At 73.0% G+C, this 19,641-nt stretch carries 17 protein-coding genes and 1 pseudogene; 4 read left to right on the forward strand and 14 right to left on the reverse strand.

The window, feature by feature from the left end:
• The 3 genes and pseudogenes from ACFP2E_RS15740 to ACFP2E_RS15750 form a co-directional block, all read right to left on the reverse strand.
• Window positions 1-810, reverse strand: a pseudogene (locus ACFP2E_RS15740) (hypothetical protein); the annotation flags it as partial.
• Window positions 811-889: 79 nt separating this feature from the next.
• Window positions 890-1,252: a hypothetical protein gene (locus ACFP2E_RS15745; RefSeq protein ID WP_378523752.1), complete on the reverse strand. Its 363-nt coding sequence runs from the start codon at window positions 1,250-1,252 to the stop codon at window positions 890-892.
• Window positions 1,253-1,274: 22 nt separating this feature from the next.
• Window positions 1,275-1,865: a gluconokinase gene (locus ACFP2E_RS15750; protein ID WP_378523753.1), complete on the reverse strand. Its 591-nt coding sequence runs from the start codon at window positions 1,863-1,865 to the stop codon at window positions 1,275-1,277.
• A gap of 65 nt (window positions 1,866-1,930) precedes the next feature.
• Between ACFP2E_RS15750 and ACFP2E_RS15755 the strand changes: the two genes are divergently transcribed.
• Window positions 1,931-2,617 carry a FadR/GntR family transcriptional regulator gene (locus ACFP2E_RS15755; RefSeq protein WP_378523754.1) on the forward strand — a complete coding sequence of 229 codons (687 nt, stop codon included), beginning with the start codon at window positions 1,931-1,933 and terminating at the stop codon, window positions 2,615-2,617.
• A gap of 2 nt (window positions 2,618-2,619) precedes the next feature.
• Here ACFP2E_RS15755 and ACFP2E_RS15760 read toward each other — a convergent pair whose 3' ends face one another.
• On the reverse strand, window positions 2,620-4,056 hold the full coding sequence (locus ACFP2E_RS15760; RefSeq protein WP_378523755.1) for a GntP family permease: 1,437 nt from the start codon (window positions 4,054-4,056) through the stop codon (window positions 2,620-2,622).
• Between the two features lie 160 nt (window positions 4,057-4,216).
• On the opposite strand from ACFP2E_RS15760, the gene ACFP2E_RS15765 reads away from it, so the two are divergent.
• Entirely contained in the window at window positions 4,217-5,563 is a 1,347-nt protein-coding gene (locus ACFP2E_RS15765) for an MFS transporter (protein ID WP_378523756.1), read from the forward strand.
• Window positions 5,564-5,627: 64 nt separating this feature from the next.
• Entirely contained in the window at window positions 5,628-6,350 is a 723-nt protein-coding gene (locus tag ACFP2E_RS15770; protein ID WP_378523757.1) for a hypothetical protein, read from the forward strand.
• 28 nt (window positions 6,351-6,378) lie between these two features.
• Here ACFP2E_RS15770 and ACFP2E_RS15775 read toward each other — a convergent pair whose 3' ends face one another.
• The 5 genes from ACFP2E_RS15775 to ACFP2E_RS15795 all read right to left on the reverse strand — a co-directional run bounded on the left by ACFP2E_RS15775 (window position 6,379) and on the right by ACFP2E_RS15795 (window position 10,843).
• Window positions 6,379-7,626, reverse strand: coding sequence for a cytochrome P450 (locus tag ACFP2E_RS15775; RefSeq protein WP_378523758.1), 1,248 nt, complete (start codon window positions 7,624-7,626; stop codon window positions 6,379-6,381).
• Window positions 7,623-7,991: a nuclear transport factor 2 family protein gene (locus ACFP2E_RS15780; protein ID WP_378523759.1), complete on the reverse strand. Its 369-nt coding sequence runs from the start codon at window positions 7,989-7,991 to the stop codon at window positions 7,623-7,625. Before ACFP2E_RS15780 ends, ACFP2E_RS15775 begins: the two co-directional genes overlap by 4 nt.
• Window positions 7,988-9,241, reverse strand: a complete 1,254-nt coding sequence (locus ACFP2E_RS15785) for an NAD(P)-binding domain-containing protein (protein ID WP_378523760.1) — start codon at window positions 9,239-9,241, stop codon at window positions 7,988-7,990. Before ACFP2E_RS15785 ends, ACFP2E_RS15780 begins: the two co-directional genes overlap by 4 nt.
• On the reverse strand, window positions 9,241-9,810 hold the full coding sequence (locus ACFP2E_RS15790; protein ID WP_378523761.1) for an OsmC family protein: 570 nt from the start codon (window positions 9,808-9,810) through the stop codon (window positions 9,241-9,243). The genes ACFP2E_RS15785 and ACFP2E_RS15790 overlap by 1 nt, the downstream gene beginning before the upstream one ends.
• Before the next feature lie 217 nt (window positions 9,811-10,027).
• Window positions 10,028-10,843, reverse strand: a complete 816-nt coding sequence (locus ACFP2E_RS15795) for an MBL fold metallo-hydrolase (RefSeq protein WP_378523762.1) — start codon at window positions 10,841-10,843, stop codon at window positions 10,028-10,030.
• 155 nt (window positions 10,844-10,998) lie between these two features.
• On the opposite strand from ACFP2E_RS15795, the gene ACFP2E_RS15800 reads away from it, so the two are divergent.
• A complete protein-coding gene (locus ACFP2E_RS15800) occupies window positions 10,999-12,147 on the forward strand; it encodes a LuxR C-terminal-related transcriptional regulator (protein ID WP_378523763.1) in 1,149 nt (382 codons plus the stop codon).
• A gap of 458 nt (window positions 12,148-12,605) precedes the next feature.
• On the opposite strand, the gene ACFP2E_RS15805 is transcribed toward ACFP2E_RS15800, so the two are convergent.
• From ACFP2E_RS15805 to ACFP2E_RS15825, 5 genes are all read right to left on the reverse strand, one after another.
• Complete coding sequence (locus ACFP2E_RS15805; protein ID WP_378523764.1) at window positions 12,606-13,493, reverse strand: phosphodiesterase; 888 nt, start codon at window positions 13,491-13,493, stop codon at window positions 12,606-12,608.
• An 86-nt stretch (window positions 13,494-13,579) separates the two neighbouring features.
• Window positions 13,580-14,782 (reverse strand): fumarylacetoacetase, encoded by a 1,203-nt coding sequence (gene fahA, locus ACFP2E_RS15810; protein ID WP_378523765.1) that lies wholly within the window; start codon window positions 14,780-14,782, stop codon window positions 13,580-13,582.
• Window positions 14,779-15,678, reverse strand: a complete 900-nt coding sequence (locus ACFP2E_RS15815; RefSeq protein ID WP_378523766.1) for a hypothetical protein — start codon at window positions 15,676-15,678, stop codon at window positions 14,779-14,781. The genes fahA and ACFP2E_RS15815 overlap by 4 nt, the downstream gene beginning before the upstream one ends.
• Window positions 15,679-15,688: 10 nt before the next feature.
• Window positions 15,689-17,662 (reverse strand): ABC transporter ATP-binding protein, encoded by a 1,974-nt coding sequence (locus ACFP2E_RS15820; protein WP_378523767.1) that lies wholly within the window; start codon window positions 17,660-17,662, stop codon window positions 15,689-15,691.
• Entirely contained in the window at window positions 17,659-19,548 is a 1,890-nt protein-coding gene (locus tag ACFP2E_RS15825; RefSeq protein WP_378523768.1) for an ABC transporter ATP-binding protein, read from the reverse strand. The genes ACFP2E_RS15820 and ACFP2E_RS15825 overlap by 4 nt, the downstream gene beginning before the upstream one ends.
• Window positions 19,549-19,641 lie beyond the last annotated feature (93 nt).

Below are 19,641 nucleotides of genomic sequence, written 5' to 3' on the forward strand. Positions count from 1 at the left end.
CACGTCGCCCGCGACGGTCTGGCCGGTGAGTCGTTCGACGAGGGTGTCGGCCATGACCTGCCCGCGCCCCCGCTCGTCACCGGACGCACGGGCTCCGTCGGCGGCGCGGGTCAGCGCGGCGAAAGCGGCGACCCCCTGCTCCACCGGGAGCAGCGCGGTCAGCCAGGTCATGGTGTCGGGCGCCGGGCGCAGCGAGACGCGGCGCTCGTCGTGGGCCTTGGCGCGGCGGCGGACCACGGCCTCCTGGTCGAGCATGATCGCGAGCCGCTGCGCGGCCGCGACCACGGCGCGGTCGCCCAGCCCCTCGAGGGTGGCCGGGTCCGAACACAGTTGCTGGTCGACGTACTGCCTGTGCTCGCGGGTCAGGCAGGCGGTCTCCCGGGCGAGCAGGGTGGCCCGCCACTCGGAGAGATCGCCGGCGGCGAGCCGGGCGAGGGTGTGGGGCATCTCGGCCACCAGGACCTTGGCCAGGCCGAGGTGCTGCGCACCCCGGTTGGGCGACTCCCGGCGTGCCAGTCCGACCTGGGCGGCGATCCCGACCCCGACCTTGCGGGCCGGCAGTCCGGCCGCCTCCTGCGCCGCGCGCTGGGAGGCGTCGAGGTCCGCAGCCAGCTTGGCCTGCGCGGCCGCGGCGGCGGCCTTGAGCCGCTCGAGCTCGGTGATCAGGTCGACCCGTTCGGCGTCGCTGATCCGGTCACGGGGCACCTCCGCGAGCTGGCCGGTCCACCCGGAGATCTGCTCGGCGGGCAGCGCGACGGCGGTGGCGGCCTGACTGGCCCCGTTGCCGTGGGCACTTCCCCCGTCGAACATGTGTTCGACTCTACGTGAGGCCACCGACACCCACAAGGGGCCGGCCGAGATCTGTGGAGGACGTGTAGAGGACTGGGCGTCAGCTCGAGCACTCCCGGTAGCCATCCGGCCACCAGCCATCGTCGCCCTTGGTCACGTCGTACACGCGGAGGAGCGACCCGTCGGCGCGAAGACCCAGCACGGTCGTCGCCTTGGGTCGCTTCTGCGCCACCAGCGTCAGTGCGCCCGCGTACGGTGCGACCGCCTTTTCGGGCGTGGGGCGGCCAGGGCCCGGCACGTCCCACGCCACATAGGTCTGCTCGGACTCATCGCACGGCAGCGCCGTGGCCGCCACACCTGACGTGGACGCCTTCGCCACCTTCGTCTCTGGTTCGCCGGCTTCCCCGCAGGCGACCGCCACCAACATCAACACGACGCTCATCCCCACCCGTATGAACCGCATGCGACCTCCTTCGCTCACTCGGTCACTCGGACGTCCCCACGCCGTCGTCCGGTTCCCGCACTCGGCCTTCCGTTGGTCTGTATGCGCCGCGCACGAACGGCGCGACCTTGCCGACGACCTCCGTGACCACGTGGTCGAGCGGTCGGGTGACGTCGTACGCCGTCCCGGGCTCGTCCGGTCCGAGCGCTTCGAGCGTGTCCAGCTGGGACTGGAGGAGCGAGGCCGGCATGAAGTGGTCGCGGGCCTCCATGCGCTCGCGGAGCACCTCGAACGGGGCGGTGAGGTGCACGAGCCCCACGGTGCCGGCGGGCACCCGGGACCGCAGGACGTCGCGGTAGGAACGCTTCAGGGCCGAGCAGGTCAGCACCGTCGACACCCCGTCTGCGTGGTGACTGGCAAGCAGACCAGCGAGCGTCTCCAGCCATGGCCGGCGGTCGTCGTCGTCCAGCGGTGTGCCGGCGGACATCTTGGTGATGTTGGCCTCCGGGTGCAGGCTGTCGCCCTCGACGAAACACAGGCCGAGCCGGCTCGCGAGAGCCTCGGCCACGGTCGTCTTGCCGGTGCCGGAGACGCCCATGACCACCAGGTGGCGTGCGTGGTGGGTGGGCGTCATCGTGGCCCGCCCGGGCGCTGTCGCTCGTGCTCCTGGGGGATGCGCGCACGGCTACGCTGACCGACGTGTCCACCCGCTACAGCACTGTGCTCGCCGACCTCGGTCCACGGATCGTGCGCGGCGACGTGGCGGAGGGGTCGGTCATCACGCTGGAGTGGCTCTGCGAGACGTACGACGTCTCCCGCACGATCGCCCGCGAGGTGGTCCAGGTGCTCGCGGCCATGCGGCTCGTCGAAAGCAGGCGCCGCACCGGCATCCGGATCCTCGGCCGCGACGAGTGGGACGCCTACGACCCCGAGCTGATCCGATGGCGGCTCGACGGCGACGAGCGGGTGGGCCACCTTCATGAGCTCTCCCAGCTCCGGGCTGCGGTGGAGCCCTCCTCGGCGGCGCTGGCCGCCGCGAATGCGGACGCCGCGCAGCGCGTCGAGATCGTCCGACTGGCCGGGCAGCTCGAGGCGACCGGCGCGGCGGGCGACCTGAAGGCCTTCCTCGAGCACGACGTCGCCTTCCACCGGCTGCTGCTGCGCTCCTCGGGCAACGTCATGTTCGCCGCTCTCGGAGACGTCGTCGAGGAGGTGCTGCGGGGTCGCACCGACCACGACCTGATGCCGCCCACGCCCAAGCCGGAGGCGCGACGGCTGCACCAGGTCGTGGCAGAAGCCGTGGCCGCCGGCGAGCCGGAGGCGGCCCGAGCCGCCATGACTGCCATCTGCGCCGAGGTCGTCTCCGACCTCGGCCGGCCCCGCTGACCTCACGCCAGGCTCGCGACCGGCCACAGTGCCACGGCGAGGCCGAACGCGGAGAGGCCGAGCGTCGTCTCCATGACGGTCCAGGTCTTGAGAGTGGTCCGCTCGTCCATCCCGAAGAACCGGCTGACCAGCCAGAATCCGGAGTCGTTGACGTGCGAGAGCACGGTCGCGCCGGCCGCGATGGCCACCACGAGCAGGGCGACGTGCAGGTCGCCGAGCCCGGTTGCCTGCGTGGCGATCAGGCCGGCGGTGGTTGTGAGCGCCACCGTGGCCGAGCCCTGGGCGACCCGCAGCGCGGTCGCGATCAGGAATGCCTGCAGCAGCAGCGGCAGGCCGAGGTCGGAGAGTGACGAGGTGAGCGCGGCGCCGATCCCGCTGGCGCGGAGCACGCCACCGAACATCCCGCCGGCGCCCGTGATCAGGATGATCGAGCAGATCGGCCCGAGCGCCTGGTCGAGCACGTTCATCGTCTGCTGCAGCGAGCCCACCTGGCTGCTGAGGACGGCGATGGCGACGAGCAGCGTCACCAGCAGCGCGACCGGCGTGGTCCCGACCAGCTGCAGCGCCTCGACCCACGTGGTGCCCTTGGCGATCGTGCCGTTGGTGACCAGCGTGGTCAGCACGGTGTTGAAGGAGATCAGCACGAGCGGGATCAGCAGCAGCGAGAGGACCACGGTGAACGGCGGGGCCGTGCGCACGAGGGTGCCGGTGCCACCGGCCGGCGCAGCACCACCCTCGTTGCCGCCGGGCTCCTGGCGGCCGTCGTTCATCTCGCCGAAGAGCAGGTCGGGGACGGGCACGTCGATGCGGCGGCCGAGGGCCCTCGAGAGCAGGTAGACGCCGACGTACCAGGCGACGACGGCGACCGGGACGCCGACCAGCAGGATCACGCCGATGTCGCCCCCGAGGGCGGTGCCTGCGGCGACCGGGCCCGGGTGGGGCGGCACGATCGCGTGCATGGCGGCGAACGCGCCGGCGGCCGGCAGCGCGTAGTAGAGGACCGAGCCGCCGAAACGGCGGGCCACAGTGAGGATGATCGGGAGGAAGACCACGAGGCCGGCGTCGAAGAAGATCGGGAAGCCGAACAGCAGCGCGGCCACGCCCAGCGCGAACGGGGCGCGGTGCTCGCCGAACCGGCTCACGAGGGTGTCGGCGAGGACCTGGGCGCCGCCGGTCACCTCGAGCAGCCGGCCGAGCATGACGCCAAAGCCGACGAGCAGCGCGACGGACCCGAGGGTCGCCCCGAAGCCGGACAGCAGGGCGGTGGGGACGTCGGCCAGCGGGATCCCGGCGGCGACGGCGGTCAGCAGGCTGACCAGCACGAGCGAGATGAACGCGTGCAGCCGCACCCGGATGATGAGGAACAGCAGCAGGCCGACCGCGGCGGCCGCGATCAGCAGCAGCGTGGCGGTGCCGTGGACGGGTTGGATGGCTTCCATGGGGGCTCCAGGGTGAGGACGGTCACAACAGCTCGCGCCATGGTGCATGAAAGGTAATACCTTTGCAAGACCCCCGTTCGTCGTGAGTCGGGCGCCGGGTCGCGCGACCACCCCTGTGAGAGCCTTCGGGCGTGCCCAGGTCTGCTTCCCGCGTGAGCCGATGACCGCGCTGGAGCAGGTGCACGACGTCGGTCGGCGTCGCGCCTGGGCGATCTGGGTCGTCGCGCTCTCGGTCTACGTCCTCGCGGTCTTCCACCGCAGCTCGCTCGGCGTCGCCGGGCTGCTCGCGGCGGACCGCTTCCAGATCGAGGCGACCGCGCTGGCGCTGTTCACGGTGCTGCAGCTCGCGGTGTACGCCGGCATGCAGGTGCCGGTCGGTGTGCTGCTCGACCGGTTCGGGCCGCGGGTCATGCTGCTGTCGGGCCTCGTGCTGATGACGGCCGGCCAGTTCGTTTTCGCGTACGCCGAGAGCTTCCCGTCGGCGGTCATGGCGCGGGCGGTGCTGGGAGCGGGCGACGCGATGGTGTTCGTGTCCGCGATCCGGCTGGTCTCGGTGTGGTTCCTGGTGCGCCAGGCGCCGCTCGTCACCCAGCTCACCGGGCAGGTCGGCCAGCTCGGCGCGGTCGTGGCGGCCGCGCCGCTGACCCTCGCGCTCCAGCACCTTGGCTGGACCGACGCCTTCGCGCTCGCCTCCTCCGTCGGCGTCGTGCTGATGGTCGCCGTGCTGCTGCTGGTGAAGGACTCGCCCTACCGGCGCTCGGGCATCGAGAAGGTCAAGCTGCGGGCGCTCACCCGCACGCTCCGGCTGGTCTGGGGCAACCCCGGCACCCGGCTGGGCATGTGGACCCACTTCGTCTCGCAGTTCTCGATGACGGTCTTCACGATGCTGTGGGGCTTCCCGTTCCTCGTGCGAGGACAGGGGATGTCCGAGGCCGCGGCGGGCACCCTGCTGATGGCGATGATCGGCTGGGTCGTCGTCAGCGGCCTGGTACTCGGCTGGGCGGTCGGCCGCTTCCCCTTCTACCGCTCGTGGATCGTCGTCGGCATCGTCGCCGCGATGGCGACCAGCTGGGCGGCGGTGCTGCTGCGCGACGAGCCCGCGCCGCTGTGGCTGCTCGTGGTCATGGCGTTCACGACCGCCTCGGGCGGCCCGGCCTCGATGGTCGGCTTCGACCTCGCCCGCACGTTCATCCCGCTCGAGGCGACCGGCCGCGCCAACGGCCTGGTCAACATCGGCGGCTTCAGCGCCTCGCTGCTGACGATGGCGCTGGTCGGCTGGGTCCTGGAGGTCCGCGAGCCCGGCGGTGTGGCGGCGTACGGCCTCGACGACTTCCGGGTCGCCCTCTCCGTGCAGTATCTCTTCTGGGGCCTCGGGGTCTGGCAGGTGCTGCGCTACCGGCGCAAGGCGGTCACCCACCTCCACCGCGAGCACCCGGGCGCGGTGGAGCAGATGAAGCGGGGCGAGGCGTTCGTCCACCCCGGCTTCAGCGAGCGCGAGGGCGTCTGACCCTCGCTGAGTGCGGCCCCGAACCTCCGTGGCGGTACCGTCGGCAGCGACAGGAGGGCAGCCGGTGAACGAGGCGTTCGGCGACCACGTCGCCACCGTCGAGCGGGCCCTCGCGCCCCGCGGGCCCGACGCCGAGGTCGAGCGGGTCCTCGCCGCGGTCGCGTCGCTCGCGGACGGCGCCGCCGCCGTGCTCGACCTCGCCGTGCCGACGGCGACGGCGGCCTTCAGCCGCCGGGACATGCTGCGGCCCGGCTACCCGGCCGCGGCCGAGGCGGCGCAGGCCCTGGGGTTCGCCCCCATGACCCGCCCGGTCGGCGGCCACCTGGCGGCGTACGACGAGGGGTCGCTCGTGCTGCACCTCTGGGCGCCGCACCCCGACCCGCGGTCCCACATCAAGGCCCGCTTCGAGCTCTTCGGCGACGTGGTCACCCGCGCCCTGCGCGGGCTGGGCGTCGACGCCCGGCTCGGCCGTGTGCCGGGGGAGTACTGCGACGGCGAGTACAGCGTCAACACGGGCGGCGTCGTCAAGCTCGTCGGGACCGGGCAGCGGATCACGCGGGCCGGGTACCTCTTCAGCGCGGTCGTCATGGTCGAGCGCGCCGAGGCCGCGCGCGCGGCCCTCATGGCGGCGTACGACCACCTCGGGCTGGAGCTGCGCCCGGAGAGCGTCGGCTGCGTCGCAGACTCCGTCCCCGGCATCACGGTGCCAGAGGTGCGCGAGCACCTCGTGACCGCCCTCGCCGAGCTGCTGCCGCTGGCCGATCCCGCGGTGCCGGCGACCGCCTGACGACAGTCGCCGGGACGTCCGCCCTGCCTCAGGACAGGTGGACCGGCAGTGCGGAGAGCCCGCGCAGCACGAGCCCGTCACCGTGGTCCCAGCGGAGCTCCTCGTGGGCAACCGCCGGCCGGAAGCGGGGGAACCGCGCCAGGAGCCGGGTGAACGCGATCCTGGCCTCGAGGCGGGCCAGTCGGGCCCCGAGGCAGTGGTGGATGCCGTGACCGAATGCCAGGTGGTCCGCCGACGGCCGGGCGATGTCGAGCCGATGGGGGTCCGCGTGGCGCGCCGGATCGCGTCCTGCGGCCGCCAGGTTGACGATCACCTGGACGCCGGCCGGGATCTCGGCCCCGCCGATCGTGAGGTCCTTCGTCGCGTAGCGGAACGTCGAGTGGGGCACGGGCGCGTCGTACCGCAGAAACTCCTCGATCGCCTGCGGGACCAGGGACGGGTCGGCGACCAGCGCATCCCGTTGCTCGGGGTGACGGAGGAGCGCGGCGACACCGTTGCCGATCAGGCTGGTGGTGGTGTGGTGCCCGGCGACGATCAGCTGGAACAGTGAGGACAGCAGCTCCTTGCGACTGATCGTGCCCGCGTGGGTGGCCCGGGCCAGGTCGCCCACCAGGTCGCCCACCAGGTCGCCCACAAGGTCGTCCGTCGGCTCGGCGAGCCGGGCGTCGACGAGCTGTCCCAGGTAGCCGACGATCGAGTCCGAGGCGGCGACGGCCGCAGCGGGAGGCGTGTCACCGGCGTACGGCGTCATCAGCGTCGCGAACCAGCCGGCGAGTCGGACCTGGTCCTCCCGCTCGATGCCGAGCAGCTCGCCGATGACGGAGAACGGCAGGGGGAGGGCGAAGCCGGCCACGAGGTCAACCGGACCCGGCTGGGTGGCGAGGTCGTCGAGCAGCGCGTCCACGGTGGCGACGATCCGGTCCTCGAGCCCGGTCAGTCGGGTACGGGTGAAGCCGGGAGTGGCGAGCCCGCGCAGCCGCCTGTGGTCGGGGGGATCGACGCTCAGCATGTGCCGGGCGAAGTCGCGCCCGGGCAGCCCCTCCGCGACCACTGCGCCCTCTGCGTCGAGCGCGGCCTCCATGTCCTTGGACAGGTCGGGGTGGTTGAGGGCCTCGCGGGCTGCGTCGTAGCCCACGACCAGGAAGGCGCGGTGGCCGTCGGTGAGCGTGACCTCGTGCACCGGTCCCCGCTCGAGCACCTCGGCGAAGAGCGGAAATGGGTTGTCGCGGTCGTAGTCGCCCCAGTGCTGCAGCGCGGGGATCGTGGTCTGGGTCATGACGCCTCCCGGAATCCCGAGCACACCAGGTCGATACGGAAGAGCAGACCCGCGGCGTCGAGGGACGAGACCCAGGTCTGGGTCAGGACGCGCGGCGACTCGTCGGGCTCGAAGCGGAGCCGGTAGTGCACGAGGAGCCGGTCACCGACAAGCTCTCCCGCGGCGTCCTCGAGGACCACCGTGCGGTAGTCACCGAACCAGTCGTCGAACTTTCTCAGGACCTCGTCCCGTCCGTGCTGCTCGACCGGACCACCCGGCAGCATCGCCCGCACGCGGACGTCGGCCGTGAGTCGCCTGCCGAGCTCCTCGAGGTCGCGGTCCGCCACGAGGGTGGCCAAGGACGTGGCGCGTGGGTCGGTCTTCATGAGGCTGTCCTGTGCTGTCGGTGGGATGCGAGCGGGTTGATGCCGGGACTGCCTGCGTGCTGACCGGCGAGGTGCCCTGCCAGGTGGTCGGCCAGCTCGACCGCGTCGAGGGCGGCACCTCCGATGAACGTCGAGCGCCGCCGGCGCAGCACCGGCAGCCCCATCACGTAGAGCCCAGGACAGGCGGTCACGCCGCCGTCGTGCTGCAGTCGGCCGCCGCGGTCGAGGACCGGAACCCGGAGGCAGCCGTGGTCGGGCTTGATGCCGGTGGCCCAGACGACCGACCGGATCTCACCCGAGGAGAGGTCCAGGCCGAGCGGCGCGTCCGGCACCCTGGTCGGCTCGAACCGCTCGCCGGTGCCACCGGCGTACTCGTCGATCGTCTTCAGGAGTCGGCCCAGCTTGAGGTCGGCCAGTGCGCAGACGTTGGGCAGCGACCCGGAGAACTGTGCGAGGCTGTCCCGGATCCCAGCCAGCCGGCCGGTGACCCGGACGCCGCCCGCCTGCAGCGTGTTGAGGTCCAGCGTGCGCGCGCCCCCGACCAGCTGCATGGAGGGCAGGTTGCGGGCGCGCACGATGTCGTCGACCTCGTCCCACCGCTCGTCGAGGATCCCGGACGCCTCCATCCACCAGAGGATGTCGCGATCGCGGTACCGGCGGGGCAGGCGGACGTGCTCCCCGGTCGCGAGGGTCACGGGCCGCCCGGAGCGCTGGAGCTCCTCGGCGATCTGCACCCCGCTCGAGGACGGGCCCACGACCAGGACGCCGCCGTCGGGCAGCTGGTCGGGGTTGCGGTAGTCGATCGCGTGCAGCGACACCAGGCCGGACGGGAGGGCGTCGGCGACGGCGGGTGCCACGCCCCGGGTGAGCCCGGCGGCCACCACCGCGGTCCGTGCGCGCCACACCTCCTGGTCCGTCACGACCTCGAAGCCGCCTTCGACGGCCCCGATGGAGACGACCTCGGTGCCGGTCCTCACCGGCGCCGGGTCGCCGTAGTCGGTGATCAGGTCGGCGACCTGGCGGCCAGTGAGGAACCCGTCTGGGTCGTCGCCGTCGTACTCCCAGCCGGGCAGCCGGGTCATCCAGTTCGGCGTCAGCAGCCGCAGGGAGTCCCAGCGCTGGGTGCGCCAGGAGTTCGCCACCTGCCGGCGCTCGAGGACCACGTGGTCGATCGAGCGCTCGGTCAGGCAGCGACTCATGGCCAGCCCGCTGTGCCCGGCGCCGACGACGACGGTCGTGACGGTGGGCATCAGGCGGTTGCCACGTCGACCGTGACCGCGGTCGGGTTGGTGAGCAGGTCGAACACGGCGGACCGCTTCTGCGACTGCGCCACGAGGGCGCGGATGTCCTCGGGCGAGGCCTCGGCGTCGACCTCGTAGGCCACGCGGACGGCGCTGAACCGGTTGGGGACCTCGGGGTCGGCGCCGAGGATGCCGCGGAGGTCGTGGTCGGCCTCGATCGTGGCCTTGACCGACCGGAGCTGGATCCCGCGCTGCTGGGCGACCGACGCCACGCCTCCCGTCAGGCAGCCGCCCAGGGCGACGAGCACGATCTCCACGGGTGCCGCGCCGTTGTCCTCGGCGGCGAACTGCGGCGGGTGGTCGGCGTCGAAGGTGAACTTCCTGGTGTGGGTCTGCTCGCCCGAGAGCCCGTAGAACCCCTCGACCTCACCCCGGCTGTGGGTGCCGTTGATCCAGGTGTTGGTGGCGCGCCAGGTGAACTGGCCGAGGGCGGGGTCGTCGGTGATGGCGGCACGGGCCCCGAGCAGGGCTTCGACGTTGACGCCGTTGTCAGTGGTGGCGGCGGTGGTCTCGGTCATGGTCGAGCTCCTTCACGTTCCGGGTGGGTCTGCTCCGCGTCCGGTCCACGAGTCGTGGGTCAGCAGGAAGCGGATGCGACGTCGTCCAATCTGATCTAACTCTACTGAGACAGTAGACATTGATCGGTGGGCGACGCAACACCCCACGCCGAAGTCGTGTCGGAGGAGGGAGATGGCCGTCCACGGGCGCGGCGCAGCCGTGGACGGCCCCTTCGTCTCAGTCGACGACCATGGTCTGGGCGAGGATCTCGTCGAGCAGCTCCTGGCCCGGCCGGGGCACGATCGGCTGGCCGGCGAGGTCGCGCACCCGGTCGAAGGCGTCGTGGATCGCCATCCCGGTCAGGATCGGTCCGTGCGCCGACGCGATGACCTCGGGCCGCAGCGCCTCGACCGAGTCGACGTGGCGGTTGTACTTCACCGGGTCGAGCCACTCGTGCCACGGCGAGACGAGGCTGTTGACCAGCCGGAAGGTCTCGTCGTACATCGGCTGCGGGATGTCCTCGTAGTGGTGCACGACGCCGGGCGCGAGGGCGGCGAAGGAGTCGACCGCCCACATCACGCCGGTGGTCTCGTCGATGATGCCGCGGGTCGCGGGGCCGTCGTAGATCGGCGGCAGCACCAGCCGCAGCCGCCGGTCGCCGGCGTCGAAGTACTGCGTCGCCTCCCGCCAGATCATCCGGTTCATCGGCAGCGCCTTCTCGAGGGCCAGCCGGTCGGTCGAGAAGAAGTTGCACACGAGGGTGGCGTTCGGGCACAGGTCGAGCACGTCGTGCAGCGCGCCGGTGTGGTCGCCGTCGTCGTGGGACAGGAAGATCCAGCGGACGTCCTCCGGCGCGACCAGGTCGAAGACCTGGCGCAGCCACAGCTCGCGGTGGATGGGGGCGCCGGTGTCGACGATGACCGGCTCGTCGCCGCGGATGAGCATCGAGTTGACCGGCAGGTACTCGCTCGGGCCGAGCGGCGCCATGTTGGTGATGAGGAAGGTCTCGGGCGCGAGCTCGACGGGGTCGGTGGTGGGCAGGGGGCCGAACATGCGGGGTCCTCCGGTCGCTCGGGGGTCGTCTGGGATCCCCTCCAGCGTCGGCGCGGCCCGCCTGCGCCGGCACCCCGCGGGCGTGGGTCGTCCCCGGTCTGGTCCCCCTCAAATAAGGGGGAGCCCCCGGGTCGCGACGGGTCTACCTTCTTCCCATGACCGCCACCGCTGAAGGGCGTCGGCTGGTCGCGGCCGTCGAGCGCTCAGAGGAGCGGACCACGACCGTCGACGCGTTCCTCGGCGAGCTCAGCGCGCAGGTCGGCAAGGTCGTCCCCTTCGACGGCGCGATGTGGTTCGGCGTGGACCCCTCGACGCTGCTCGCCCTGACGCCCAGCCGGGTGCAGAACATGGACCCGGCCCTGTGCTGGACGTTCTGGCACGGGGAGTTCAACACCAGCGACGCCCTGCAGTTCCGCGACCTCGCCCGGCAGGAGCGGCCCGTCGGCGCGCTGCGCCTGGCCACGGGCGGCACGCCGGTCCGCAGCGCCCGCTACCGCGACTTCCTCCAGCCGCAGGGGTACGCCGACGAGGCGCGCGTGGCGTTCCGGACCGGGCCGACGACGTGGGCGGTGGCGGCCCTCTATCGCGACAAGGGGCGTGACCCCTTCACCAGCAACGACCTCGAGGTGCTGCTCGCCGCGTCCCCGGCGGTCGGCGCTGCCCTGCGCCGCTTCAGCATCCGGGCTTCCGCTCCGAACGCCTCCCTGCTGGCACCCGGCGTGATGCTCTTCGGCGACGGCGCGCTGCTGCTGTCGGCCAACCGCGAGGCGCGTGAGTGGCTCTCCCACCTCTACGGCCCGAACGTCGACGACAAGACCTGGGACGGGCTGCTCGCCGACTGCTCCCATCCGGAGAGGCTCCAGCTCTACACGCCGCTCCAGCCGCTGGTCTCGCGGGCCCGGGCCGTCGCGCGCGGCCACGACGAGGGGCCGGTCCGGGTGCGGCTGCGCGATCGCGGCGGTCGCTGGGTGGTGCTCCACGCCTCCTGCCTGGACGAGCACGACGGCGACGGTCCGGTCGTGGTCGTCGTGGAGCCCGCCAAGAGCGCCGAGGTCGCGCCGATCATCGTCGAGGCCTACGGGCTGACCCCGCGGGAGCGGGAGGTCGTCCGCGGCATCGCCACCGGTCTGTCCACCCCCGAGATCGCGGCCGAGCTGTTCCTGTCGGCCCACACCGTGCGCGACTACATCAAGTCCGTGTTCGAGAAGGTCGGCGTCGGCAGCCGCGGCGAGCTCGTCGCCAAGCTCTTCGCCGAGCACTACGCCGAGACGCTGCACGCCGGGATGGTGCACGCCGACGCCTGAGGCCGACGCCCGACGACGACCGGCGCCTAGGGTGTGCGGCGTGAACGGGGAACGGGGGGACCGGACGCGCCTGTGGTGGCTCGTCGCCGGTCCGACGACAGGGATCGCCTTCGGAGTCGTGCTCGGCGCCGGTTCGGGCTGGCTGACGACGCCGGCGCACGGTGTCGGACCGCTGGTGGCCGACCCGGTCGGCTCGACGGTCGTCGGAGCCCTGGTGGGCACGACGGTGGGACTGTTCGCGGGACTGGTCCTCGGCGTCGTGCTCATGCTCACCGAGCGGCCCGGGCAGTCCCCCGTGGCCTCGCGGCTGATGGCCGCCGCTCTCGGTCCCGCGTGCTGCCCGGCCGTGCTCCTGGTCCTCGCTGCGATCGGTCGCGTCGACCTCGGGCAGCTCGGTCCCGTCCCGCTCGTGGTGGTCGCGGCTGCCGGTGCCGGTGCGGCGGTCTGGCTGAGCTCGGTCAGACCGGCAGCTCGCCACGGTAGAACGGCGAGTCCTTGCGCGAGATCAGCTCCCGTCGCTCCTCGGGGCTGAGCGCCTCGACCAGCGCGGCCGCCTCGGCCGGGAAGCCGCTCGCCTCGGGCGCCTCGGCCACCGGAACGACGGTGTGCACGACGCGGTCGTCGTACAGGTGGAGCACGGTGACCGCGTGGTGGCCGTCGACGCCGGAGACGAAGCGGCCGTCCGGTGCCGGGTCGGAGGTGTAGCAGGTCGACGAGGTGACCGAGACGGGCACGCCGGCGAAGGTCGACCACGACGTGAAGTGCAGGTGGCCACCGAGGATGGCGCGCACGTCGGTGCCCTCGACCACCTCGGCGAGCCGGTGCTGGTCGGCGAGCTCGATGAGCTCCGCGGCCCGCAGCATCGGCACCGGCACCGGCGGGTGGTGCAGCGCCAGCAGCGTGCCGTGGGGCGCCGGGTCGCCCAGCACCCCGGCCAGCCAGTCGAGCTGGTCGTCCGTGAGGTCGCCGTGGTGGTAGCCGGGGACGCTGGTGTCGAGGGCGACGATGCGCAGCCCGTCGACGTCGTGCACCCGGTCCTGCGGCGCCTCGTCCTCGTGGTCGAGCAGCGTCGCCGAGAACGCCGCCCGCTCGTCGTGGTTGCCCATCACCCAGACCACCTCGGCGCCGAGCGCCGCCGCCACCGGCTCGACCAGCTCGCGCAGCCGGGCGTACGCCGCCGGCTCGCCCCGGTCCGCGAGGTCGCCGGAGAAGACCAGCGCCTGAGGGGCCGGGTCGATCCGGGTCAGCCGCTCCAGGGCCAGCCGCAGGTAGGGCTCGGGGTCGATCAGGTCGTACTTGCGCTCCCCGGGCGCGACGAGGTGCGGGTCGCTGATCTGCGCGACCACGTGACGGGGCGGCGGGTACTGGCCGAGCTAAACGGGCTGCACGGGCTGCACCGCTTCAGGCTAGCCAGCCCGCGGCCGCGACGGGTTCAGTCGCTGGCGGGCTCGATGCGCCCGGTGACCTCGCCGAGCGCGATCCGGCCGCCGGCGGTGCCGGGCGCGGTGTAGCGCAGCACCACCTCGTCGCCGTCCTCCAGGAAGGTGCGGCCCTCGAACGGCTCCTTGCCGCCCCAGCTCAGCTCGAGGAACGAGCCGCGCTGGTCGGGCTCCGGGCCCGAGATGGTCCCCGACGCGAACACGTCGCCGGTGCGCAGCGAGGCGCCGTTGACGGTCATGTGGGCGAGCATCTGGGCCGGCGACCAGTACATGGAGCGGTAGGGCGGTCGGGCGACGACCTTGCCGTTGAGCTCGACCTCGACCTCGATGTCGAGCCCGCGCGCTGCCTTGCCCTGCAGGTAGGGCAGCGGCGCGGGGTCCTGCCCCGGCAGGTCGACCCAGGCCGCGTCGAGCGCCTCGACCGGCGTCACCCAGTGGGAGATCGACGTCGCGAACGACTTGCCGAGGAACGGCCCGAGCGGGACGTACTCCCAGGCCTGGATGTCGCGGGCCGACCAGTCGTTGAGGCCCACCAGGCCGAAGACGTGCTCGGAGAAGTCGTCGACGCCGACGCGCTCGCCGAGGGGCGACGGGGTGCCGACGACGAAGCCGAGCTCGGCCTCGATGTCGAGCCGGGCCGACGGGCCGTACGTCGGGGCATCGTCGGTGGGTGCCTTGCGCTGGCCACAGGGCCGCACCACGGGGGTGCCGCTGGCGACGACCGTGCCGGCGCGGCCGTGGTACCCGACGGGGAGGTGCTTCCAGTTGGGCAGCAGCGGCTCCTGGTCGGGGCGGAAGATGCGGCCGACGTTCGAGGCGTGGTCGAGGGAGGCGTAGAAGTCGACGTAGTCGGCGACCTCGACCGGCAGGTGGAGCGTCACCTCCGACAGCGGGATGAGGTGCGGCTCGACGAGGTCCCGCTCGGCCTCCTCCGTCAGCAGCCCGGTCAGCCAGGTGCGCAGCGACTCGCGCACCTGCCGCCCCTCCGACATGAGGAGGTTGAGGCTGCGCTCCTGGAAGACGTGGTGCGAGTCGAGCATCTCCGCCGCGGCCACGGGGGAGAGGTCGAGCACCAGGTCTCCGATCCGGACGCCGACCCGCGGCTCCTCGCCCGGTCGAGAGAACACACCGTACGGCAGGTTGTCGACGTCGAAGAGGGAGCCGGCGGCGCCCTCCACCCAGGTGGTCGCGGTCATCGGGGGGCCTCCAGCAGTCCGAGGGCGGTGAGGTCGTCGAGGGGGTCGGTCACGCTGCAGGAGCCGAACGAGGTGAACCAGCGGCGGGCACCGGCCATCGCGTCGTCGCCGGCCGCGCGCCAGCCGGCCAGCACGGCGTCGGGCTCCCGGGTCTCGAGGAGCTCGGCGGCCGCGTCGACGGGCGTGCCGTCGAAGAGTGCCCGGGTCGCCAGCAACACGTTGACGAAGCCGTGCTGCTCGAAGCCCTCGCCGGTGGTGTGGCGCACCGCGTGGTGCAGGCCGGCGGTGCACTTGAACGGCGTCTCGCGGTCGAGCGCGGCGTCGACCCAGCCGGCGAGCGTGGCGGCGTCCGGGTGCATCGCGGCCTCGACCCCGCCGGTGCGGAACTTCAGCCGGAGCTCGGCGGCGGCGACCTCGTCGGCGGCGGCCAGCCACGCAGCCGACGGCGGCTGCTGCGGCAGCTCCACGAAGACGGGGGTCCCGTCATCCAGGAGCCCCTCGCCGCGGGCGGCGTCGACGGCCGCCACGACCCGGCGGGCGTTGCCGGACAGGTCGTCGAGGTCGCGCAGCGCGATCTCGATCCCGGCCACCGGCTGCCCCGCCTTGTCCGCCAGCCGCAGTGCGCCGGCGATCGCGCCGGCACCGCCGGTCACCACGATCGACAGGCTGACCGGTGTCCCGGGGGCGGCGTCCGCAACTTCGGGGACCTTGACGTCGGTGACGACGAACGAGCCGACCAGGTCGGCGCACCACTCGTCGCCGCGGGCGGTGTACGCCGCCACCGCCTCGTCGAGCGGGGCGTCGCCGGGCGGGAAGACCGCCGCGTCGTCGACCAGCCGCGACCAGACGGCGGGCAGGGGCTCGTGCGTGGCCTTCGTCCCTGGTGTCGGTGTCACCCGCGCCACTCTAGGACGTCCAGGCTCGCCAGAGCGCGGCGTACTCCCCGTCCTCACGTTCGACCAGCTCGTGGTGGCTGCCGAGCTCGGCGATCCGGCCGTCGATCACCACGGCGATCCGGTCGGCGTCGTGGGCGGTGTGCAGCCGGTGGGCGATGGCGACGACGGTGCGGCCCTCGAGCAGCGCGTTCATCGAGCCCTCCAGGGTGCGTGCCGTCCGCGGGTCGATGAGCGAGGTCGCCTCGTCGAGCACCAGCGTGTGGGGGTCGGCGATGATCAGCCGGGCGAGCGCGACCTGCTGCGCCTGCGCCGGGGTCAGCGCCTGCTGGCCGGACCCGATCCGGGTGTCGAGCCCGCGCGGAAGCCGCTCCACCCAGTCGCGGGCGCCGACCGCCGCCAGTGCCGACCAGACGTCGTCGTCGGGGGAGTCTTCTCGGGCCAGCACGATGTTGTCCCGGACCGTCCCGATGAAGACGTGGTGCTCCTGGGTGACCAGGGCGACCTCGGTGCGCAGCACCTCCAGCGGCAGGTCGACGAGCTCGACCCCGCCCACCGTCGCCGAGCCGGTCCGCGGCCGGTTGATCCCGGACAGCAGCCGGCCCAGCGTCGACTTGCCGGAGCCCGAGGGACCGACGACCGCGAGCCGCTCCCCGTCGCGGAGCTCGAGGTCGACGCCGTGCAGCACGTCGTGGCCCTCGCGGTAGGAGAAGCGCAGGTCGCGGCCGACCAGGTGCTGGCCGTCGGGCAGCGCCTCGCCCGGCGTGCGGTCGGGCGGCACCTCGGCGATGCCGAGGAGGCGGGCGGTCGAGGTGGCGCCGACCTGCAGCCTGTCGAGCTCGCCGACCAGCCGGTCGAGCGGCCCGCTCAGCGCCTCGACGTACAGCACCGCCGCGGTGATCTGGCCGAGGGAGAGCCAGCCCCGGGAGTAGCCCCAGGCGCCGACCACGAGGGTGACGACGCGCGGGGTGTTGAAGGCGACGTCGATGACTGCGAAGAGCAGGTTGCGCAGCGACATCGTGTAGCGCTCGGCCTGGGCCGAGACCTCGATGTCGTCGTCGCCCTGCGCCACCCGGCGCTCCGCGAGGCCGAGCGCCTCCACGGTCCGGGCGCCCTCGACCGTCTCGGTGAGGGTGGTGTTGATGCGGGAGTACGTCGACCCCTCGGTGATGTAGCCCTTCGGCGCGCGCCGAAGGTAGCTGCGCACGGCGAGGAAGCTGGTCGCGATCACGAGCAGCGACGGCAGCGCCAGCAGCACTGAGTTGACCAGCATCGCGATGATCGACAGCACGACCGTGAGCAGCGAGATGATCGCCATCGGCAGGCCGAACTGCACCGAACGGCTCATCGTGCCGACGTCGCGGGTGACCCGGGTGACGAGGTCGCCGGTGCTGGCGCTCTCCACCTGGCCGACGGGCAGCCGCAGGATCGTGCGGACGATGTACTCGCGGGCGGAGGCCAGCAGGTCCTGGCCGAACAGCGTGGAGGTGCGCTGCGCGAGGAACGTGAACAGCGCCTGCGCGAGCACGACGCCGACGACCAGCAGGGCGAGCGTGTTGAGCCCGCGACCCGCCTCGTCGACGGTGCGGTCGACGAGGACGCCGAGCAGCCGCGGCACGACGAGGCCGGTGCCGGCCGCGAGGGCGTTGAGCACGACCAGCGCCAGGAACATCCGGCGCCGGCTCGCGATCAGCGAGCGGAAGAACCGCAGCACCGCCTGGTCGTCGGCGACCGGCCAGCCGCGCACCGGGTTGCGGGACGCGTCGTAGACCCGCTCGGCCTCCTCACGCCGCAGGTGGTGGCGCAGCCGCCAGGCGGCGAGCCGCTCGGTGGTGCCGGCGTCGCGGGGAGGCCGGAGCCGCGGGTCGACCGCCGGGGCGTCGTCGAGGTGGTGGTCCCAGGTCTCCGCCGACGAGGCGAGGAGCGCCGACGTCGCGGTGTCCATCGGGCCCGTCCGGTCGCTCGTCCGGTGGCTGGTCGTGGTCATCGGGCCACCTCCTCGTCCATCGCTCGGGCCACCACTGCGCGGTACGCCGGGTGGTCGACCAGCAGGTCGTCGTGGCGGCCCTCGGCGACGACACGGCCGTCGTGGAGCAGCACCACACGGTCGGCGTGGTGCAGCCACAGCGGGGACACCGTGCACACGACGGTGGTGCGGCCGGCGCGGAGCCGGCTGACCCGCTCGGCGATCCGGGCCTCGGTGTGGGCGTCGACCGCCGAGGTGGGGTCGACCAGCACCAGCACCGGTGCGTCGGTGGCGAGGGCCCGGGCGAGCACGACGCGCTGCCGCTGCCCGCCGGACAGGCCGCGGCCGCGCTCGTCGAGCAGCCCCTGCCAACCCCCGGGGAGTGCGTCGTAGACGTCCTCGGCGTTCGCGGCGAGCAGGGCCTCCTCGGCCTGCGGCCGGCTGAGCCGGCGGTGGGGGTCGACGGCGTCCTGGAGGGTGCCGGCGAAGAGCTGGCTGCCGGTGTCGCTGACCAGGATGGTGCGGCGCACGTCGGCGAGCGCGGCGTCGGCGAGGTCGACGTCGCCGAGCCGGACGCCCCACGCGCCGCGGGTGCGCTCGGCGTCGCGGCGGGCGATCTCGGCGCGCCGACGGGCCCGCTCGGACCGGGCCGCGCGGGCGGCGCGGCCCTTGAGCTCCTCGTCGAGCTCCTCGCTCACCGGCTCGGTGTCGCGCGGCAGGTAGCGGCCGAGCCGGTCGGCCAGCGCCGCCGAGTCGTCGGGCACCGCGCTGACGACGACGGTGAGCAGGCCGGGGTGGACGGTGAGGCCGCTCGCCCCGTCGACCAGCGGCGCCGCGGGGTCGAGCCGGCGCGGTGCCTGCGGCTCGTGCCACGGCGGCTGTGACTCGAAGATCGCGATCGCCTTGCGGGCGCTGACGAAGGCCCGGGTGATCTTCTGGGCGAACTCGAAGAAGGTCCGGATCGGGCCGATGAGGTAGAGGCCGTAGCCGAGGAAGGCCACGAGCTCGCCGATGGTGAGCCGGCCGGCGAGCACCTCGCGGGTGCCGAGCCACAGCAGCAGCACCAGGAAGACGCCGGAGAACAGCACGCCGAGCGCCTCGATCACGGCCTGCCAGATGCCGGCCGAGACGCCGGCAGCGCGGGAGCGCTGCGACTGGTCGGCGTAGTTGCGGCCGAAAGTGCGCTCGCCCCCGATGCCGCGCAGGATCCGCAGCCCCGCCACGATGTCGGTGGCCAGCGAGGTCAGCTCGGAGTTGCGCAAGCGCTCCACGGACTGCCGACGGTGCAGCGGCTTCAGGAAGGGGAGCGCGACACCGACCAGCACCGGCGCGGCGAGCAGCACCACGACGCCCAGCCGCGGCGAGGTCGCGAGGACGATCGCGGCGACCGCGAGGAACGAGACGAGCTGCGACCCGGCGCGGGCCATGATCTCGGTCATCGCGCCGAACTCGTCGGAGTCGCTCGACGCGACGCTGAGGATCTCGCCGGTGGGGGAGCGGCGCGGCAGCACGTGCCCCATCTGGGCGGCCTTGCGCGTGACCATCTTGGTCGTGCCGTAGAGGCTGATCAGCCAGCTGCGGACGACCAGGGTGTGGAGCGCGATGCCGAAGACGGCGCCGATGATCGTGACGACCAGGAGCGCTCCGGCGCCGATCGCCACCGCGGTGGTGTCGCCGGGGACAAGGCCCTCGTCGATGGCGCGGCCGAAGATCCACGGACCGACGATCAGCGGCAGCTGCCACAGCACGCCGAGCGCGGTGGCGACCCACACGATCGACCCCTGCTGGCGCAGCATCCACCGCAGGAAGCGCAGCGGGCTGCGGGTGTCGGGGACGCTCTGCTGCGAGCCGTCCGGTGTCCCCTCCGGGGTCCAGTACGACGTCACGGAAGGGGGGAAGTCGCGCATGGTGATACCGAGCGTAGGTCTCGGCACCGACGGCGGGCGAATCGTTTTCGGGCCTCCCGGGCGGTGCGGCAGCGGTCGGGAATCGGCCCGCCG

The organism is Nocardioides sp. GCM10027114, assembly GCF_042659625.1.
Taxonomy (GTDB): Bacteria; Actinomycetota; Actinomycetes; order Propionibacteriales; family Nocardioidaceae; genus Nocardioides.

Bases quoted from the DNA above. Each gene is read 5' to 3' on its own strand.
- ACFP2E_RS15825 (WP_378523768.1), bottom strand. From the start codon at position 19,548: ATGCGCGACTTCCCCCCTTCCGTGACGTCGTACTGGACCCCGGAGGGG.
- ACFP2E_RS15780 (WP_378523759.1), bottom strand. From the start codon at position 7,991: ATGAAGACCGACCCACGCGCCACGTCCTTGGCCACCCTCGTGGCGGAC.
- ACFP2E_RS15800 (WP_378523763.1), top strand. From the start codon at position 10,999: ATGACCGCCACCGCTGAAGGGCGTCGGCTGGTCGCGGCCGTCGAGCGC.
- ACFP2E_RS15785 (WP_378523760.1), bottom strand. From the start codon at position 9,241: ATGCCCACCGTCACGACCGTCGTCGTCGGCGCCGGGCACAGCGGGCTG.
- fahA (WP_378523765.1), bottom strand. From the start codon at position 14,782: ATGACCGCGACCACCTGGGTGGAGGGCGCCGCCGGCTCCCTCTTCGAC.
- ACFP2E_RS15765 (WP_378523756.1), top strand. From the start codon at position 4,217: ATGACCGCGCTGGAGCAGGTGCACGACGTCGGTCGGCGTCGCGCCTGG.
- ACFP2E_RS15795 (WP_378523762.1), bottom strand. From the start codon at position 10,843: ATGTTCGGCCCCCTGCCCACCACCGACCCCGTCGAGCTCGCGCCCGAG.
- ACFP2E_RS15820 (WP_378523767.1), bottom strand. From the start codon at position 17,662: ATGACCACGACCAGCCACCGGACGAGCGACCGGACGGGCCCGATGGAC.
- ACFP2E_RS15775 (WP_378523758.1), bottom strand. From the start codon at position 7,626: ATGACCCAGACCACGATCCCCGCGCTGCAGCACTGGGGCGACTACGAC.
- ACFP2E_RS15750 (WP_378523753.1), bottom strand. From the start codon at position 1,865: ATGACGCCCACCCACCACGCACGCCACCTGGTGGTCATGGGCGTCTCC.
- ACFP2E_RS15760 (WP_378523755.1), bottom strand. From the start codon at position 4,056: ATGGAAGCCATCCAACCCGTCCACGGCACCGCCACGCTGCTGCTGATC.
- ACFP2E_RS15790 (WP_378523761.1), bottom strand. From the start codon at position 9,810: ATGACCGAGACCACCGCCGCCACCACTGACAACGGCGTCAACGTCGAA.
- ACFP2E_RS15745 (WP_378523752.1), bottom strand. From the start codon at position 1,252: ATGCGGTTCATACGGGTGGGGATGAGCGTCGTGTTGATGTTGGTGGCG.